Consider the following 19,065-nt stretch of genomic DNA (forward strand, 5'->3'; position numbering starts at 1 on the left):
ATTTGCTCACAGACCATGTGCACATTCTTATCTCAATTCCACCAAAGATGGCAGTTTCTTCTGCTGTTGGCTTTATCAAAGGGAAAAGTGCCATTTATATCGCTCGCAATTTTTTGGGAAAGCGTCGCAATTTTGTGGGCGAAAGTTTTTGGGCACGAGGATTCTATGTTTCAACTGTTGGGCTCGATGAAGCTTCTGTGCGTGAGTACATCAAGCATCAGGAAAAAGAAGACCAGCGAATAGACCAGTTGCAATTGTTTTGAGGCAGCCGCCTTTAGGCGGTTCAAGCGTTTCTAACCGCTTTGAGCGGTTCACAGCATTTCAAGCCCCCGGCTTTGCCGGGGGTACATGACTTTGCTTTTTGTTGCTGTGTCGGCACTTTATACAGTGGCTAGCATGCGACATGACGAATATAGAAAGTACGTGCTCAAAGAACAGGATTTTTGGATGTAAAAATCTTGTGCTAAGGAGGAGCCCATGATTTGCCCGTTTTGCAAGGAAGAAATAATGGATGGCAGCATTAAATGTAAGCATTGCAAGTCTATGCTGGCTTCGATAGAGGCTCAAAATGTACGAGCCGATTCAAGTAATAGCATAAAAAGTCCAATATGGACCTCAGTTACATCTTTAACCTTGGGTGGACTGGCTGCTTTAACTGGACTCACTACCGAATGGTATGATGAAGACACCGCAAATGGGATGCTATTTTTGGGCGGAGTCGCTATCGTGCTGGGGATAATTTCAGTGAATAAAGAGCACCGAGGAAGGAGAATGGCAATTGGCGGTATTGTTGCTGGAGCAATTGCTGTTTTGTCTTTTTTTTCTATAGACTGGGGGCACAGACTGTAACTTTGTGGAATGGTGTGGTTCAAGATATGGGCTGTCATTCGAGCTACGGCAGTTCTAACACAGGTTCGGGAGAAAATTATGAAACACCTTTTTTGGGCATTGATCATCCTAGTGTCGCTGGTTTGGTCTTGTGGTGCAGCCCTGGCCCAAGATCTGAACACAATCATGTGGCAAGAGGGCCTTTTGACGGGTCGCTTTGCCACTTGCTTTAAAGACGACAGCCGGGTGAACGGTAGCTGGGGAAAAACATATGGGACTGCCTATCTGCGCTGGTACCAAGTCAACAATCCCCACGCTGACCTCACAATTCCCAGGTCCATGTTTATTAATGGCATGCAAGCCGGAATTGCCGAGCAGCGGCAATTGGGGACAGAAGGGTGTGATGACGTACATCAGCAAATCAGCCATATCGGACAGGTTATTGGTGTCCGTATTCCAGATATGTCTAGGTAGTTGAATTCGTCTTCGGCACCAAGCGCACCCCCATCCCTCTTTTTCTAAGGATAGTTGCCAGATCAAGTTGAGGGTCAATCAGTTAATGAAAGGAGCGATGCGTCTTTATGAAGTATTTATTATCGGCTCTCTTTGTGTTGTTTATGGCGTCCACAGTTGCAATTGCTCAGGAAAACATACTCATTCAGGGAAATGGTTCCGGCATTTTTTGCGGAGTTGAAGAAGGTGACTATGTGCACATTTGCGTACAGCAAGGGAATGAAAAGCGTTTGGTAATGAGTGGGTTGAGGGGAAATGAGGAAGCCAAGGTAGCGCGATTGAAGCCTGGAGACAAAATTTCATTTCAATTTTCTGTCATTGAAGCATTTATTCCAGAAGCAGAGAAAAAATTAATTTTTCCTTTGATTACAAGCCTTAGTGGAGAGGGGGGAGCCCCTCAGCCAAGCATAATTGAACAACTATTTAGCGTTCAAACCCTTAACATGGCAATTCCCTTCCTCGAAAGTAAAATAGGACCTGCCAAGTACGTTTCAGACTCTACCCGCTCTTATGAAGTTAATGGCTGCAAGTTTCAGGTAGAAGGTACCGAATCTGTTGAAAGTATACGGCTTGAACTCTCTCCTCAGTGCACTTTTAACATAGAGAAAGTTATGGGTGGTTCTGGGCAGGTGATGGCTCATCAACTTACTTTCGGTTCGTTTCATGAGCTTGCAGGAGGAGGAATACAATATATGGCAGATTGCTTTGCTGGGTGTGGAAACGCCTACGACCCAAGCGTGTATGCCTTCTACCAAGGCCCTCGTTCTTTAGGGGGGATCGAAATAAAGGCCCAAGGACTTTTGGTTGATGGCGGCAATATCAAGGCCGCTGATCGCTTTGCCGATTATCTGCTACAGAAAGAAGGAGAAGATTGGCTGAGTAAGACCATGATCAACTGCGACAGGAAGTATGATCAAGAAGCCCAAGAATTTTTGAGAACTGTGAAGGTTACGGCTATTGAAATGGGTTTTCAACTTGGAAAGCCTAAGTGTGGTCAGTGAGCATTAAATTGTGGTGAGATTAACTAATCGACAGAGGTACCAGCAAAACGGAGCCGACTGTCAGATCAAGTCTAAACTGCTATAAGTGATAGTTCGCAGACACGCTAGCAAAGTAGCATTTTCAAAAAAGTTTACGTCTTTCAACCCATTTCACATATATATTACCCCTATGTAGACGGCATCTTTTTACCAATTCACGGCCCTGTTCCCCTTGTGGGAGCAGGGCCATTATCTATTCAGGAGGTCACCATGCACCACATTACCTGTTGTTCGGACGACATTACGGCACTGGCCGGGGCCATGCTGGCTGTGCAGGCCGGGCTTGCTCCGGCCTTGAAAGATGCAGACAACCCTTTCACCCGTTCGCGCTACGCCACCTTGAATTCTGTTATGGAAGCGTGCCGGGAGGCCCTTACCCGCAACGGTATTTGGCTTACCCAGTTTCCCGTGCCTGCGAACCCCGGTTTTCTGGGGCTGGTCACCAAGCTGGTGCATGCGGCCACGGGCCAATGGCAATCATCCCTTATGGTTATGCCCCTGCCCAAGGCCGACCCCCAAGGCTATGGCAGTGCCATTACCTATGCCCGGCGCTACGCCATTTCCGCCTTGGTGGGGGTAGTCACAGAAGAAGACGATGACGGCCTTGCCGGAGCGCTAGCTGCCCCAGCAAAAGCCAAGCGCAAGAACGAAAAAGCCAGCAGCGCTTCGGCTCCAGGCAAAGAGCCTGTTGCACCGCCTTCCGCTTCAAGTGTAGAAAACCCATTGCTGGCAACCCTGCCCCGGTTTGACGGCATTCAGTACAACCTCACCACCACGCAAGACGGCAAAACCTGCATCATTGCCAGTGGCGACACCCGGAGCAAGAAACAACTGCTCATGCAAGCCGGATTTCGCTACAGCGAGCAACGCCAAGTTTGGTGGCGATATGCTGAAGCTTCTTAAGGAGAACCTATGCAACACACGCTTGACCTACTCTTGCAAGGATTCAGCAAAATACAGGCCCAGCATACCCAAAGCACTCTGGGGGACCGGAGCCAGTATATTGGTATGTCAGACATCGGCAAGGCCGTAGACTGCATGCGCATGGCAGTGGCAGACAAAGCCTTTCCCCAAAAAACGCACACCATGCAGGGGGAAAACGCCCTGGAGCACCACCTGTGGTTCCAACGCGGACACTGGTTTGAGCAAGGCATTACCGAGGCACTCCGGGCAACCGGGGTGCCTTTGCTTTCTCAGCTCGCCATACACGCCCGGCATGGCAGCGTGCCCATCCAGGCCCACCTTGACCTGGTGATGGTACCTGCCCCTGATCAGGTACATATTGTTGAAGTAAAAAGCTGTGAGACGTTGCCAGAAAACGCATACGCCGCCCATGAAATGCAGGTGTTCGGGCAGGCGGGCCTACTGTATTCCTGCTGGGGAAAGCCACTATTCTTTGGTGGAAGCCACACAAGCAAACAGGGTGTGACGTTTCCTGCACTGGTACAGCACCTTTTGGGTATAGCGTTACCTGCCAAGGTGCAGGAGGTGTCCATTACCGCAGAAATCCTGGCTGTTTCCATGAAAAAAGTGCGGATATTTGGTCCTTACACCCCTAACAAGTTGATGCTGGGAGCGGCCCAAAACATTGCTACCGAACTGTGGCAGCATGTGCAGGCTGTGAAGGCGGGGCACACCCCACTGGCAACATTGCCCACGGCCCAAGGCTGGCACCCCCTGTGCGAGTATTGCCAGTGGAATGCGGATTGCCCCCGCTTTGCGGGCATTTCCATGCCGGAGCTGGAGCAGGAACTGCTAGAGCTGCAAGAGTTGAAGGCCGAGCGAGATACGCTTGTCCAGCGCATTCAGCAACGGGAACAACGGCTAAAGGGAATACATAAAGCGTCCGGACTGGGTGCTGAATGGATTCAGACCCAAACCAGACGCTTCAAAGCACTGCATTGTGAGGGAAAAGTGAGTTTGGACAAGGAGAAACTGGCATCTGCCCTGGCAGAAATGCTGCCGGAACAGACTATAGAGAGCATTCTGCTACATGCCCAAAAAATGGGAGCGCCGTATCAGCGACTGATGGTGGGTACGGTGAATTGATCGCTTACAGTGCGACACAAAACCAGCCTCATCATGCTGGGGGCCACTGACGAGAAGTGTGCAACACTGCTGCAATGATCACAGCCTCTTCTGTTCGCTGGTACACAAGCACATAGTGTTCATGCGCAACCAATTCCCGAGTACCAGGCACCAAGCCCGGCCTCCCTTTTGCCGGGAAAAGCAAGAGGGACTCTGCCGCTTCCACAAGAAGCATATCCATTGCAAGCGCGGCTTGCACATTGTTCTGTGCAATATAACTGACAACGCCATCTAGGTCATGCTCTGCCTGATGAGACCAGATAAGTTCCACTAACTACGCCCCTGGGCAACCAGCAAGCGCTCACGCCGCGCCGTTGCGCGTTCCAGCACCGTGGCATGGGAATGGACATTTCCCTGGGCTATGTCACTAAGCCCTTGTGCCACCCTGGTCTTAAACCATTCTTCGTATTCAGTACGTTCCCGCGATTCCTGCACATAATTTCGCATAAAATCACGCATCAACTGAGCACCCGTTCTATCATTAACTCGGGCAGCCTCAGTAAATGCTTCCTTCAAATGATCATCCACTCGTATCGTAAAAGTCGACTCCGACATGTGCACCTCTTTTGTTGTGCATAAAGAGTAATCAATCCAACAAAAGCCGTCAATAGGCTATTTTTCTTCGTCCAAAAGGAGCCTCCCATGGAAAATACACATACCACCCTGCAAACCCTTGTGCCTCATGAATTTGACGCGGGCAGCCTGTTCAGCGGAGCAGCGTCCGGCAAGCTGGTCAAAGGGTATGCCAGTCCCACGGCTTTCACCCCGGCTATCAATCAGGACTACATGTTCCACGACTCCAGCCGGGACATCATCGTCTGGTTCATGGAGCCCAGCGACCCACTGTACGTATTCGGGCCAACGGGAAGTGGCAAAACCAGTTGCATCATGCAGCTTGCCGCTCGCCTTGGCTACCCTGTGTTTGAAATTACGGGGCACAGCCGCCTGGAATTTCCGGAACTTGTGGGACACCTCTCCGTGAAAAACGGTAACATGGCCTTTGAGTATGGCCCTCTCGCCCTGGCCATGCGCTACGGCGGGTTGTGTTTGCTCAACGAAATTGATCTGCTAGACCCCAGCACAGCAGCCGGGTTGAACGGCATTCTGGACGGTCAACCCTTGTGCATTCCTGAAAACGGCGGGGAGCTCATTGCCCCGCACCCCATGTTTCGCTTTGCCGCCACAGCCAATAGCAACGGAAGTGCTGATGATACGGGCCTGTACCAAGGCATTCAACGGCAGAACATTGCGTTTATGGATCGTTTTGTGTTGTGCGAAGTGGACTACCCCCTGCCGGAAGCAGAGGAAAAGGTGCTGGCCAAGGCTGCTCCGGCCCTGCCAGAACCCATACGTAAGAAAATGGTGAATTATGCCGGGGAAGTGCGCAGGCTGTTCATGGGTGAGAAAGCCAACCGGCACAATGCCGGGAGCATTGAGGTTACGCTGAGCACGCGCACCTTGCTGCGCTGGGCAAGCCTTACCGTGCGGTACCAACCCCTTGCCCGCCAAGGGGTGCAGCCTGTGGTACATGCCCTGGACAGAGCCCTTGGCTTTCGGGCCTCACCGGAAACACGGGCCATGCTCCATGAACTGGCCCAGCGTATTTTCCCCAGCGAGGGAGGTAGCGCTCCCGTGGGGGAGTAGCAACGGGAGTTTCTGCTTCCACAGACCATGCAGACTCCCTACCCGTGAGCGGTGAAGCGTGTATCAAAATCATCACCCAAAGCCTTGATGACCTTGCCGAACAAATGAACAACAACCCCAATGCCCTCAAGGCCCTGCAAAAGGTGCCCTGCATCACCTTACGAAAGGACACCTCTTCCGGCTCAAAGTTCTGGCAAATGCGTATTATTCAGGAAGGGTGCCAGATTCGTTGGGGCAGGACGAACACCAAGGGCACCACCAAACTGATTCCGGTTTTCCAGTGCATGGCGAAAAATGCTGCCCAGGAAGCCCGACTGCGCGCACTGGAAAAGCTGCGAGACGGATACGAACTCATCCCTTACGGAACGGCCTTGCCATAAGCAGGGCCGTCTCACTTTTAGCCATAAAGGAAACACCATGACAACCAACATAACTGTGCTGCAACAACTCTTGGTGGTGAATCTGGACGTGCACATCTGGTCTGCCCGGAAAAAACTCACCGCTGTAGACCTAAGCGATACCAACCTGCCCCCGGAAGAGCTGGCTTCTCTCGGTAGCAAGCGCATCTGCAACCCGGAAGAGCTACGAGCCTTCAGCATGCTCAAGGCCCGTGCCATTTCCTTATTGGAGCGCAACGGTATTCGCTTTCTCAGTGGCTGGGCAGTGCCAGAAGCCAAGATGGATGCCATCAGCAACGAGCTGGCCAGCATTGGCAATGAATTTCGCGCCTGCAAGGAAGATTTTCTGCAACGGTACGACAAAAGCATTCAGGAATGGATTGCCAAGCACCCGCAATGGGCCAGCATGATTGCAAGCTCTACGGTCAGTGAGGAATACGTGCGTTCACGCATGGATTTTCGTTGGCAGGTGTACCGTGTAGAACCGGCAAGTGTTCCCGCTGGGGCAACCGCGCAGGATTCCTTACAGGAAGATGTAGGGCAGCTTGGCAACACCCTGTTCAAGGAAGTGGCCGGAACAGCAAGGGATATTTGGCAACGCTGCTATGCCGGAAAAACCGAGATTACCCGCAAAGCATTGTCTCCCCTCAAATCACTGTACGACAAGCTCATGGGGCTGACCTTTGTAGAGCCCTGCGTTGCCCCGGTGGCAGCCTTGCTGGAAGCCGCTTTTGCCAGCATTCCCCGGCGCGGAGGCATTACCGGGCACACGCTGGTGATGCTGCAAGGTGTTGTGTGCCTGCTGCAAAACCCCGACGCCTTGCGTGAGCATGGGCAGAGCATTCTGGAGGGCAACAAAAACACCACAGACGTGCTGAACCTTCTGTGTGCCAACACGCAAGGCGACGAACCCTTGCTCTTGACAGCAGATGAGGACAATCCCACCAGCCCCCAAGATATTGAGGAAGAAGAGCCACTCTTCCCGCAAGTTATTGATAGCCAAGGACTTTGGTAATGATTAGCAACCGTTGTGCCCCTGTGTCTGGTCTCCAGCACAGGGGCATTTCTTTATTATAAGGAGTCACTATGCATACAAGACACATTATGCGGGCGCTGCCGCTGGTGGCCGACGTACTGGGCAACCAGTACGGCATTCAGGTACGCATTGGGGGCGACACTGCCTACACCAATGGGCGGATCATTTGCCTGCCCAGTTTACCTGTGGAAGCAGATGAAACAAGCTTGAAAATGATAAGGGCGTTCCTAGACCATGAATCTGCCCATATCCGGGAAACGGCATTTGACGTTGCGCAAGAAGCCGGGCTTTCTCCCCTGGAACTGCACATGTGGAACATTCTGGAAGACTGGCGGGTGGAAGAACGCCTGTCTGCTGTGTTTCCCGGTTGCAAGGAGAATCTGCACTGGCTCATTCGCCATCTGTTCCTGCCCAAAGAGGAACCAGAGCAGCCAAAACCGCAGGGGCAAGCCAAAACAGTGGTGCTCAATTGGATGCTGTTGGTGGTGCGGGCCTGGGCCGTGCCAGAGGTAGGCCAACGTCGAGACTTCTATGCCAGCCAATTGGACACCCTGCTGCCAGGCATCCGCGCCATGCTTGAGCCATTGTTATGCACAGCCCCGGCTCGCTGCAACGACACCGCAAGCACCATAACCCTTGCGCGAGAATTGATTGAGGTTATGCAGCAATACATGCAGGCTATGCGTGAACCAGAGCCAAAAGCTGAAAGAAACGTTGCCGGACAAGCCGCCAGTGGCGACAGCATAAACAGTATAACAGGGCTCCGGCCCATTTCGGCAAAGGAATCATTGGAAGAATTATTTCAGGCGACTGAACAGGATTTACCCGAAGATTTGGGAAATATCCTTGCGGAACAGTTGCAACGTATGAGCGTGCAGGCCAACGGGCGCATTGCCGTGGCAGAGGTTGCCCCCAAGCGGCTCATGCCTTTTTCAGAGGCAGAACAAACTTACACCCGCAACGCGACCAGGGCATTGCGCACCAAGCTTCAGGGCCTGTTGCAGGCTACCCGCTCCGTGCGTAATCGGTGCGGATACCGGGGCAAGCTGGAACCGGCGAAGCTGCACCGGCTGAGCACCCACAACCCCAGAGTGTTCCTGCAAAAAGGACACAAGCAGGGGGTGGAAACAGCCGTGCATATTCTGCTGGATGCGTCCAGCTCCATGTCAGGCATGCCCATTACCCTGGCAGGGCAAGCTTGCTTTGCTGTGGCAGAAGCCTTGGCTCATATCCCCGGCGTGCAAACAGCAGTTTCAGCCTTTCCAGGAGGCAGAGCTTGGAGCGCCAACAAAAAGCAGACACATGGCAAAACGGTGGCTCCCATTCTGCGCTTTGGCAAGAAACCCCATACCAATTTCTGCCTGGATGCTGTGGGCAGCACCCCCATGGGAGAAGCCTTGTGGTGGGCTTTGCAAGGCATGAACAAACGGAGCGAACCGCGTAAACTGGTGCTGCTTATAACAGACGGAGAACCCGACGATGCCTGGAGCGTGCAGGAAGCCCTGAAGGTGGCTGCCTCCTGCCAGGTGGAGGTGTACGGCATCGGCATCCGCCTGCCTGCCATCAGCAAAATCCTACCCCATAGTAGCCAGGTCATTCAGGGCATAGACGACCTGGCCCCGTGCCTCTTCGGCTTGCTGCAACGGGCGTTGGTGCAGCCGGGAGAGGTGGCCATGTCATAAAAAAATCATTCAACGCATTGAATACTCTCATTGTTCAACTCATTTTCACTCTACAACAATAAGGAATCATCATGAATACACAAACACCTTGCTGCCCGAATTGCCACACCCCAAGCTACATGGTGCGTGACCGTACCGGAGAAAAAGCTGGAACCATTGTGGGCGGTACTGTTGGTGCTGGGGCAGGTTATGCAGGTATGCTGGGCGGGGCCTCGGTAGGGGCGTCCCTTGGCTCCATTGTTCCGGGCGTGGGCACCATTGTGGGTGCTGGCGTGGGCAGCATTGCTGGGGTACTGATGGGCCTGTTCGCCGGAGCGTCCACAGGTGCAGCCATTGGCGAACATATTGATACCCAGGTCCGTGGCAGGTACTACTGCTCGCGCTGCGACTATGGCGTGAGCGTGTAAGAAAAGCCCTGCTCAGCAGCACTCCAACCAAGTGGAGTGCTGCTGAGAGAGCCTATATTTTTTTTGTAGAGAGAAAAATTTGAAGATAAAACGCAGCGATTTATGTATGCTGCTTACTTGGCTAAGTGCGGTACCTTAAGGGAGGGGAATGTTTTTGGCAAGGTCAACCTGAATAGTTATGGGTAGAGTATCGGCAGTCCATATAAGAAGACGGAGTTTATGGAGAATGCGGATTTATTTTTGAGCAAAAAATCAAATATTGGCAAAATGCTTAGGAGTGCCTTTCTCAATTCTTTAGTCTCTACCGCGAAACAATGGTGGGTGGTGCAATTAGACTTTTACCTTCCTTAATCTTTTATATTTTATCATAGTATATATTTTAATAGTAATGATAAGCGGTTAGGCTCTTAATTCCTAAAAATAAGATTAGATTAATACAATTTATAGTCCTTGAAGCAGAACAATTGTTGACTTAACCAATATTAATTTACTCAAAGTTATGTAATAAACTTAAATCTTGCAAAAAAATCTTCTCCTGTTATATCGACTTGTACTCAGGAGGGATGATGCGCCGTATAATGATTGTTGCCTTTGTTTTTTGCCTTGCCTTTATTGTCACCAGTTCTGCTTTTGCAGCCGCTCCTACGGGAGATATGGCCCGCATTCGCAGGCAGCAGGAACAGGTATTGTTGCAGCAGGAAGAGCGCATGCGAGAGCAGGAGCGCTTTTTTCAACGTAATGCCCCAGCCCGTCCTGGAATGCAGACCAAGCAGTTTGAAAAAGAGCCTGAAAAGGCAGACGCCCCCTGTGTGGAGGTGCGCTCCATTCAGCTTGAAGGGGCAACGCTTGTCTCGGCGAGTGCATTGGCTGCCATTACAGGAAAATACGAGAACCAGTGCCTTTCCCTGGCACAGGTGAATAATATTCTTCGAGAAATAACCAACCGCTATATAGAAGACGGGTATGTGACCACCCGCGCGTTTGTTAAGCCAGATACCAAGGAAGCCGGAGTGCTCTCTATTTTGGTGTTGGAAGGCAAGCTGGAAAAAGTGCTGCTAAATGACGGGGAGAAGAACTATTATTACCGTGGGCGCACCGCCTTTCCTGGCCTGGAAGGTAAGCCCCTGAACTTGCGTGACATTGAGCAGGGGTTGGACCAGCTCAACCGCCTGCCTTCGCAACAGGCCACCATGGAGCTTGCACCGGGAGAAAACCTTGGAGGCACGGTGGTGAAGGTGAAAATACCTCCCAAGCGTTCCTGGCGTTTTGGCGGGGGGCTAGACAACCTTGGGCAACGCCGCACAGGCCAATGGCAATATAACCTGTTCCTTGAGAAGGATAACCTTATGGGGTTGGGCGACCAGTTTGCCGTGTACTGGAGCGAAGAAGCCCCTTTTATGGAACGCACCATGGACGACCGTCCCAGTGAAGGGAACAACCACAGTTTTTCCACATTTGCTTCCATCCCTTGGGGCAAATGGACATTTTCTGCCAATATGAGCCGCTTTGCATACGGCAGCACCATTTACGGTATGAATACGGACTACTCTTCCACAGGCACCACCGCCACCCATACCGTGCAGGCAGAGCGCCTGCTACACCGCGATGCAGACAGTAAAACATCACTCAGTGTTGCCCTGACCAATCGGGATGTAAAAAACTACATTGAAGATGTGCGGCTCATCGCAAGCAGCTATAAATTGACGACGCTGACCACCTCGCTTAGCCACAACCGCCGTTTTCTCGGGGGCTCTTTGGGGGGAAACCTAGACCATACACAGGGGCTGTCCATACTGGGCACAAAAGAGGAAGAAGACCACGGGCATGCCATACCTAAGGGGCATTTTCACAAGTTTTCCAGCAGTGTCTATTGGTATCGGCCCATCCAGATTGCTGAACAGTCCTTCTACTACCACCTTTCCGCTTTTGGGCAGCTCACCCAGCACACCATGTATGGGGCAGAACGCATTTCCATTGGTAGCCGCAGTTCTGTGCGCGGTTTTCATGAAGAAAGCGCCACGGGCGACCAAGGCGGCTATGTGCGCAACGAAGTGGGCTGGAATGTCCCCTGGGGAGAAAAAACCTTGAAATATATGCCGTTCAACAACATGCAGGTGTACGCTGCATACGACTTGGGGGGCATCATTAAAGATAAAGACGACCCTTTTGAACGCGGCAGGCTGGATGGCGTAAGCATTGGCCTGCGCACCCAAGGTGACCTTGCCTTTGACCTGACCGTTTCAAAGCCGTTGAATGCGCCTTCCTACATCCACAAGCGTGATACGGAAGTGTATTTTTCTCTCCGTTACACATTTTAGCAAGAATGCAACAAAAGAATATGACATTGCCTGCGAGGAACCAAACCATGCTTAGCACTCAACAAGCCAATTCCTGCCATGCTTCCACCCAGCCATGCCTTACGGGGTTGAAACGAACTCAGCGCCGTGCCTTGCTTTGGGCTTCTCCCAGGCCCGGCAGGCTTATGTACTATGTAGCCAGCGCTGTGCAGCATGTGGTTATTGGCGTGCTTGTGTTCATGCTTGTGCTTCCCCCTGCCTTTGCTGGGGGGATTGTAGCAGACCCCAACGCGGCAGCAAACAACCGCCCTGGGGTGGACAGTGCCCCCAATGGCGTGCCCCTAGTGAACATCGTCGCCCCCAACCAGTCTGGCCTTTCGCACAACAAGTATTCAGACTTTAACGTGCAAAAACAGGGGGCCATTCTCAACAACTCTGCCAGAGATGGTGTTTCCCAGCTCGGTGGTATTGTAACAGGTAACCCCAACATAGCAGGCAGCCGTGCTGCTTCTGCCATTCTCAACGAAGTGACCAGTAGCAACCGCTCCTATATTCAAGGATATATTGAAGTTTTTGGGCAAAAGGCAGACGTTATTCTGGCAAACCCCAATGGGGTAACCATTAACGGTGGCGGCTTTTTGAACACCAACCGGGCTACGGTGACCACGGGTAAGCCTGTGCTGGATGGAAACGGTGCCATTCAAAAATTTGATGTGCGCCAGGGCACAGTAAACGTGGAAGGGCTTGGTATTAACGCTTCCAACGTTACCGGGTTTGACATTATCAGCCGTGCGGCTGAAATTAACGCAGAGGTGTATGCTCAGGACCTGAACGTGGTCGCCGGGGCCAACAGCTATGACGTGAAAACAGGCAAGGCCGCAGCATTACAGCCGGATGGTTCCCCGGCTCCTGCCGTTGCCATTGACTCTTCCTCCCTTGGTGGCATGTATGCCGGGAAAATCACCCTGGTTTCCACAGAAAAAGGGGTTGGCGTGAACCTGCAAGGGCTTGTGCAGGCAGAAAGCGAGCTTGCGATTACCAGTGAAGGCAAACTGACGTTGCGCGCTGCCAAGGCAGGGAACAACGTAGTCGTTAAAGCCGGAAACAATGACATTACCGTGGGGCAAGCCGTACTTGCCGGGAATTCCTTGCGCATGGAAGGAGGCACTATTGCAGGCAATGCTGCCACCGTATACGCCGGGGGCAACCTGTTCTTGCGGGCGGATGAAGCCATTACGTTTGGTGAAAACTCATTGCTCGAGGCTATTAACTCGGTTGACTTACGAACAAATTCTTTCTCACTTACTGGCGGAAGTGCCTTGCAGGCAAACAACGTTGATGCCTCCGTGCAAAAAGCAGATATTCAGGGAAGCCAGATAGCTGGTAAAAACAATGTGCTGCTGCAAGCAAGCGGCACTGTAACCATGCATGACGATGCCCTTATAGCAGCCGTTGGCACGGTCAATGTTAATGCAGGTGCGCTTTACTTGGCAGGCGGCAGTGCTGTGCAGGCAAATACGGTGTTTGTAAATGCAGTAGAGCTTTTCCTGGAGAATGCGATACTATTTGCTGAGCTGGATATGACTGTTAATAGCCAGCAAGGCACTGGAAGGACTGCGAACGTACATGCAGGACGGAATCTTGGCCTGCAAGGAGGCGAGTTTCTCCTGGAAAACGATTCTATAGCTTCAGCAGGTAACACGGCTACAGTCACTGCCAACTCTTTTATGCTTACAAACAATTCTGCGCTTGCTGCGAAGAATGACGTGAGGACCACCGTTGGTTTGCTTTCTGTCAATGATGGCTCCCTTATACAAGGGAAAAATTTGGTTTTGCAGGGCAATGAGATTGCCCTTGATAATGCCAAAATTCATGCGGAAGAAAACATGGCAATAACAGGGGGCCAGTTTGTTACCAATGAAAGCATGCTGTCATCCAATAACATCAAACTTTCAACAGAAAAGGTAACAGCCACTGGCCAAGCTGTTGGCGATATTGCAAGCGTTGATTTGCGGACGATAAAAGGCGGTATTTTTGCAAACAACAATCTGTTTCTTGAGGTAATCGACTCTGCGTTGTTCCAGGGCGGTTTTTATGGAGCCGGGGGCACCCTGACCGTTTCCGGGAAGACCATTCAGGCTAAAGATGCCACGGTACTATATGCTGGGCAAGCTGCACTCTTATCTGCTGATGAAACGCTGTCTTTGCAAAACAGCAACCTTGTTTCTGATGGCAGCACACTATTGCAAGGGAAAAATATTTCGCTGCAACAGAGTGATATTAACGGGTGGGGCGCTTTTACGGTGAAAGCGGTAAATGACCTTGTACTCAGTGCCGCAAGTAGCTTGCTTGGTGCCAATGGCCTTGAAATATGGGCGAATTCAATAACTAACGCCGGGTTGATTTACTCCGGGGCAGATCTGGCCTTTCGGGTGAAGGAAAAACTTGCCAACATACAGGGTGCAAATATTCTTGCCCAAGGGTCCATTGCTTTTTCAGGCTACGATGCAAACATACGCATGGGAAAGCTGCACAACCAGAGTTCATTTATTGAAAGCCTGGGTGGCGATATCACGCTGGATGTCAATGAGCTGTTCAATGATGGTGGGGATGCCACAGTGCGTCGTGTGAGTGCAGGGACACAGTACCGATATCTCGGTTGGCGGCCGCCAAGTTCCTGGTTCGGGTCAAGTATATATCTGACTGGTTTCGATGCTGACGGTAATAAGCTTCCTTTACCAAGTGGACGCATGGGGATTTCCCGATATGGGGACTGGGGTGACGAAGGAGAAATACAGAACTATGTGCAAGCCATGTACAATTCTTATGGAGTTGATCCCACGCTTCCATTTCCTGCCGATGTACTACAAGAATGGATTACCTACACTCATGATGAACTCGTAGGTGAAGTGGCTTCTGCCTCAATCATGGCGGCAAGCAACATGCGGATTAATGCCAATTCAGTGCACAATAGGCTAAGCACCATCTCCGCAGGGGACAATCTATCTATCACGGCAGCAACATTACGCAATGAAGGGCTTGAACTGTTCTCCCATGCTGAGGGAGAAAGGGTGTTTGCCTCTGTAAATCAATGGTCCGAAGAAGGACAAGATCGAGAACATGGAGCACCACCAAGGCATTATTATGCAGGCATTACTACCTCATCTGTCCTATTTAATGTCCATAGCACCCTTCGTTCCATTCCTTCAATCATCACTGCGGGTTCTCAGTTGGTGCTTAATGTTACGGACCAGTTCAACAATGCAGTGGTGCAAGGGGGAGAAGAGTATATTGGCGGAAGTGCAGGGACCCCGGCCTTTTCAGGTTTGGCTGTTACCGGCTCCATTAGCTCGAAGCTTATCCCCTCTGTAGATGACGAAAAGGGAAAAATTGTATTCCCTCCTTTAGGGACGCTGTTCACGTTGTCGCAAAGTAATACTCATCCGTATCTGATAGAAACCGATCCACGGTTAACCAGCATGGGCCTTTTCTATGGTTCAGACTACTTCTTTTCTCGTTTGGGCATTAACATGGACGCGCTGCAAACCCAACTGCTTGGGGATGCCTTTTATGAAACACGCATGGTGCGCGAACAAATTTTGGCTCAGGCTGGCAAACGCTACCTTTTTGAAGGGGTCCAGGATGATGCTGAAACCATGCGTATGCTTATGGATAACGCCGCAGAGGAAGGGCAAGCACTTGGCCTTTCCGTTGGAGTCGCCCTCTCTTCTGACCAAATAGCCAACCTGACCAAAGATATTGTGTGGCTGGAAGAGCAAACGTACATGGGCCAACAGGTGCTTGTTCCCCGGCTGTATCTTGCAGAAGCAACCCGTGCCACGGTTTCCCCACGCGGGGCTATTATTTCCGGTGACACCGTTGCTGTAAACACAAACAAATTCAACAACTCCGGCCTGATAACAGGCAACCAGGTGCAGCTTGCCTCCACAGGTGACTTAGTGAACAGAGGTGGAGATATTAAAAGCAGTGGCCTGCTTGTGGCAAACACGGATGGTTCTTTGTACAACATAAGTGGTTCCATGCGGGGTAACGATGTTCGGCTTTCTGCAGCAAAAGATATTTTTGTACAAACAGCAGTAACAACCTCTGCGGCCACTTCAAGCGGCGCAAAGGGGGGAATCACTTCCAGTTCCAATGTACAATCCCTTGTGCACCAACAGGCGGAAATCACTTCTACTGGCTCGCTGCAAATGCAGGCAGGCAACAACATCACCCTTTCAGGCGCAAAGGTTGCAGGTGAAGGACTCACACAACTGGCAGCGGGAAACGACATTGCCATTGTTTCCCAAACTGCGAGTACCTCACACTCCGTAACAATGCACGGTAGGGAAGAAGGCACATGGTCTTTCACCCCAACAACAAACACAGTCTCGACAACAAACACAGGGACTTTTGGTAGCACCGTAAGTGGAGGGAACCTGGCCATTTCTGCAGGGAACAATGTTGCAATTACGGGTAGCCAGGTGAGCGCAAGGGAAAATGCCCTCATTGCTGCCGGGAACAATATTACCGTAACAGCAGCAGAAAATAGTAAAGTGCAGCAAACAGGCAGTGTGCGGGACAATGGCAATAACAGGCAAACAAAGCGCACTGAAACGACACAGCTAACTGCTTCTGGTATAGAGGCAGGCAAAGGCCTGGTGCTTGACGCAGGCAATGATATCAAGATTGCAGGGTCAAAAGTGCGTGGCACAGAGGCCGTGGTTCTGGCCGCTGGGAATGACGTTACCATAAGCAGTCAGGCTTCAGGAAGTACAACAACAAAAACTTCAGAACGTTACAGTTCTATTCATGACAAGCAGTACAACACGGCAGCTGTGCTTAACCAGAATATTCAGCAAAGCAGTTCTGAGGTAAGTGGTGGTGAAGTGCGGGTGCAAGCGGGAAGAGATACTAACATTATTGGTAGTACCCTTGCTGCCAAGCAAGACTTGAGCGTGGAAGCAGGCAGAGACATAAATGTTTCTGCTGCTGAGGAAAAAACATCTACGTATAAACCCGCGCAATACAGTTTTTTAAAACCCACATCATCTCAAAGTACATCACTGGTAGGCTCAAGCATTACTGCGGGCACTAACGTTACGCTTTCCAGTGGCCAAAATCTCTCAGTATCTGCTTCATCCGTAAAAGCTGAGGCTACTGTTGCGTTAGAAGCGAAGAACGATATTACGTTGGGCTCTCAAGCATCAACTTCTTCTTACTCAAATGGGAAAAAACGTACTTCAAGCGTTACCCAAACGGGCAGCAGTATATCAGGCGAAAATGTTGCCATAAGCTCTGGCAATGACCTAACGCTTGTGGGGAGCAACGTTAGCGCCCAAAAGGATGCTGCCATTGAAGCAGGTGGAGATATTACTCTGCTTGCCTCTGTCAATGAACAGCATTTCTATGAAAAGAAGACGAGCAGTGGCTCGTTTGGTCGCTCGACAACAAAAGTAAAACAAAAAGATACCACCACCCTTACGGGCTCTTCCATTACCGCGGGGGGCAACATTGCCATGCAGGCTGGCACAGACGCCGATAAAGGGCCGGGCAGTATTGTTATGCAGGCCAGCAATGTGGCCGCCAAGGGCGATGTGGGCATAAAGGCCACAGGCGATGTTATTCTGGCTGCGGGAACTGAAACCAGCTACTCCATGACGAGTAAAACGAAGAAAGGTCTTCTCTCTTCGTCAGCTTCTAAAAAACAGGAAGGTTCTACCACCAATGTAGCTTCCACGGTTTCCGGCAACAACGTCAGCATTAATGCCGGGGAAAACGTGCTTATTTCCGGCAGCAAGGTGCATGCGGAAAACGACCTGGGCGTGAAGGCAGAAAAAGGCGACGTGGTGGTTGCTGCCGTGCAGGACACCTACTGGAGCAAGGAAGAGAAGAAAAAGAGCAAGGTGGGCCTGTTCGGCACTTCTGGCGGGGTAGATTTCTACCAGAAAACAACCGAGAAAGGCGCAACCACAGGCACCAGCAACGTGGGCAGCGTGCTTTCGGCTGGTAATAACATGAAGCTGGATGCCGGGCGCGATGTATCCATTATTGGCTCTGCCCTGCAAGCGGAGAACGACCTTGGCCTGTTCGCAGAACGGGATGTGAACCTCATTCCCGGTCGGGAGCAGTCTTCCAGCGAATACAGCAAGAAAAAAGAAAGCATAGGGGTAAGCGGTAGCTTTTCCCTGAACAATATAGGCGTTTTCGCAGGCTACAAGTCTGTGGAACAAGGCGTACAGCGCACGGGCGACTACACCGCAGGCTCCTATGTGGGGGCAGGGAATGACGTTATTATCAGCGCCGGGCGCGATGTGAACCAGATTGGTTCGCACATTGAAGCCGGACGCGACGTGGCCCTTTCCGCCGGGCAGGACTGGAACATGCTGGCTTCCTACGACAAGGAAACCCTGCATCAGTACGTGAAGGAAGTGCAGGCTGGCATCAGCGCTTCTGTGCGGCAAAACGTGACTGATGCCGCTAAAACCCTTATTGACCTGCCCCAAAGCATGACCGCCGGGAAAGGCGGCGCAGGGTACACCGCAGCCACCGCCGCCAGCGCAGGCATGCGGGCTATCGACTCCGTAAAAGGGGCACTCTCGGAATATGTTTCTGCATCGGTTACGCTGGGTGGTTCTTACAACAAAACCAGCTACAATGCGGAATCATCCACAGCCCGGCCTTCCAGCATAACCGCCGGGCGCGATGTGGTGGCGGATGCCGGCCGCGACATTGTTATTGAGGGCGGGCAGATTTTCGGCGGCCGCGACGTGGTGCTGGATGCAGGCCGCGACCTGCTCATTACCAGCGCCAAAGACAGCGGCAGTTCCAACAGCAAAAGCGAAAACGGCGGAGGCGGCGTTGGCCTGAAAGCAGGCTATGGCTCTGGCGGTGGCGCTTTTGGTGTTAACGTCAATGCCCAGGTGGGCGGCTCCGGGTTTAAGGACAAGTACAACTCCCACACCAATGCCCTGATTGTGGCGGGGGATACCCTGTATACCTCCTCCGGGCGCGATACCACCGTTGCCGGGGCGCACCTGGAGGGCGACCGGGTGTGGATGGACGTTGGCCGCGATTTGACCGTTGCCAGCCTGCAAGACCAATACGACAGCAAGAACTACTCCTGGAGCGC

General features: G+C 51.7%; 15 protein-coding genes. 13 read left to right on the forward strand and 2 right to left on the reverse strand.

Annotation, left to right across the window (positions count from 1 at the left end; genetic code table 11):
* The 6 genes from tnpA to G497_RS17970 form a co-directional block, all read left to right on the forward strand.
* Positions 1–263: IS200/IS605 family transposase (gene tnpA / locus G497_RS0111480; RefSeq protein ID WP_027187494.1), on the forward strand; the 263-nt coding region annotated here is incomplete at its 5' end.
* 214 nt (positions 264–477) lie between these two features.
* Positions 478–849, forward strand: a complete 372-nt coding sequence (locus G497_RS0111485) for a hypothetical protein (RefSeq protein ID WP_027188249.1) — start codon at positions 478–480, stop codon at positions 847–849.
* Positions 850–927: 78 nt separating this feature from the next.
* The gene (locus G497_RS0111490) at positions 928–1,302 is read left to right on the forward strand and encodes a hypothetical protein (RefSeq protein WP_027188250.1); all 375 of its coding nucleotides are present in this window, start codon (positions 928–930) and stop codon (positions 1,300–1,302) included.
* A 107-nt stretch (positions 1,303–1,409) separates the two neighbouring features.
* Positions 1,410–2,342, forward strand: coding sequence for a hypothetical protein (locus G497_RS19305; protein ID WP_051258079.1), 933 nt, complete (start codon positions 1,410–1,412; stop codon positions 2,340–2,342).
* Positions 2,343–2,591: 249 nt separating this feature from the next.
* Entirely contained in the window at positions 2,592–3,284 is a 693-nt protein-coding gene (locus G497_RS0111500) for an ERF family protein (RefSeq protein ID WP_027188251.1), read from the forward strand.
* A gap of 9 nt (positions 3,285–3,293) precedes the next feature.
* A complete protein-coding gene (locus G497_RS17970) occupies positions 3,294–4,430 on the forward strand; it encodes a hypothetical protein (protein WP_051258080.1) in 1,137 nt (378 codons plus the stop codon).
* 31 nt (positions 4,431–4,461) lie between these two features.
* On the opposite strand, the gene G497_RS20790 is transcribed toward G497_RS17970, so the two are convergent.
* Complete coding sequence (locus tag G497_RS20790) at positions 4,462–4,740, reverse strand: type II toxin-antitoxin system RelE/ParE family toxin (RefSeq protein WP_027188252.1); 279 nt, start codon at positions 4,738–4,740, stop codon at positions 4,462–4,464.
* Positions 4,740–5,024, reverse strand: a complete 285-nt coding sequence (locus G497_RS0111515; RefSeq protein ID WP_027188253.1) for a CopG family ribbon-helix-helix protein — start codon at positions 5,022–5,024, stop codon at positions 4,740–4,742. Before G497_RS0111515 ends, G497_RS20790 begins: the two co-directional genes overlap by 1 nt.
* Positions 5,025–5,111: 87 nt before the next feature.
* Between G497_RS0111515 and G497_RS0111520 the strand changes: the two genes are divergently transcribed.
* The 7 genes from G497_RS0111520 to G497_RS0111550 all read left to right on the forward strand — a co-directional run.
* Complete coding sequence (locus G497_RS0111520; RefSeq protein WP_027188254.1) at positions 5,112–6,113, forward strand: AAA family ATPase; 1,002 nt, start codon at positions 5,112–5,114, stop codon at positions 6,111–6,113.
* A gap of 44 nt (positions 6,114–6,157) precedes the next feature.
* Entirely contained in the window at positions 6,158–6,493 is a 336-nt protein-coding gene (locus G497_RS0111525; protein WP_027188255.1) for a WGR domain-containing protein, read from the forward strand.
* A 37-nt stretch (positions 6,494–6,530) separates the two neighbouring features.
* Positions 6,531–7,526, forward strand: coding sequence for a DUF3150 domain-containing protein (locus G497_RS17975; protein ID WP_034637732.1), 996 nt, complete (start codon positions 6,531–6,533; stop codon positions 7,524–7,526).
* A 71-nt stretch (positions 7,527–7,597) separates the two neighbouring features.
* Positions 7,598–9,229: a cobaltochelatase CobT-related protein gene (locus G497_RS0111535; RefSeq protein WP_027188256.1), complete on the forward strand. Its 1,632-nt coding sequence runs from the start codon at positions 7,598–7,600 to the stop codon at positions 9,227–9,229.
* Between the two features lie 71 nt (positions 9,230–9,300).
* Complete coding sequence (locus G497_RS0111540; protein ID WP_027188257.1) at positions 9,301–9,636, forward strand: OmpA family protein; 336 nt, start codon at positions 9,301–9,303, stop codon at positions 9,634–9,636.
* A 563-nt stretch (positions 9,637–10,199) separates the two neighbouring features.
* On the forward strand, positions 10,200–11,954 hold the full coding sequence (locus G497_RS0111545; protein WP_084516257.1) for a ShlB/FhaC/HecB family hemolysin secretion/activation protein: 1,755 nt from the start codon (positions 10,200–10,202) through the stop codon (positions 11,952–11,954).
* A gap of 47 nt (positions 11,955–12,001) precedes the next feature.
* Positions 12,002–19,065 (forward strand): hemagglutinin repeat-containing protein (locus tag G497_RS0111550; protein ID WP_027188259.1); only part of this gene is annotated, 7,064 nt, incomplete at its 3' end.

Source organism: Desulfovibrio cuneatus DSM 11391 (genome assembly GCF_000430005.1).
GTDB classification, from domain to species: domain Bacteria; phylum Desulfobacterota; class Desulfovibrionia; order Desulfovibrionales; family Desulfovibrionaceae; genus Frigididesulfovibrio; species Frigididesulfovibrio cuneatus.

Coding starts and splice junctions, on each gene's coding strand:
- G497_RS0111515 (WP_027188253.1), bottom strand. CDS start 5,024: ATGTCGGAGTCGACTTTTACGATACGAGTGGATGATCATTTGAAGGAA.
- G497_RS17975 (WP_034637732.1), top strand. CDS start 6,531: ATGACAACCAACATAACTGTGCTGCAACAACTCTTGGTGGTGAATCTG.
- G497_RS19305 (WP_051258079.1), top strand. CDS start 1,410: ATGAAGTATTTATTATCGGCTCTCTTTGTGTTGTTTATGGCGTCCACA.
- G497_RS0111520 (WP_027188254.1), top strand. CDS start 5,112: ATGGAAAATACACATACCACCCTGCAAACCCTTGTGCCTCATGAATTT.
- G497_RS17970 (WP_051258080.1), top strand. CDS start 3,294: ATGCAACACACGCTTGACCTACTCTTGCAAGGATTCAGCAAAATACAG.
- G497_RS0111500 (WP_027188251.1), top strand. CDS start 2,592: ATGCACCACATTACCTGTTGTTCGGACGACATTACGGCACTGGCCGGG.
- G497_RS0111540 (WP_027188257.1), top strand. CDS start 9,301: ATGAATACACAAACACCTTGCTGCCCGAATTGCCACACCCCAAGCTAC.
- G497_RS0111545 (WP_084516257.1), top strand. CDS start 10,200: ATGATGCGCCGTATAATGATTGTTGCCTTTGTTTTTTGCCTTGCCTTT.
- G497_RS0111485 (WP_027188249.1), top strand. CDS start 478: ATGATTTGCCCGTTTTGCAAGGAAGAAATAATGGATGGCAGCATTAAA.
- G497_RS0111490 (WP_027188250.1), top strand. CDS start 928: ATGAAACACCTTTTTTGGGCATTGATCATCCTAGTGTCGCTGGTTTGG.
- G497_RS0111535 (WP_027188256.1), top strand. CDS start 7,598: ATGCATACAAGACACATTATGCGGGCGCTGCCGCTGGTGGCCGACGTA.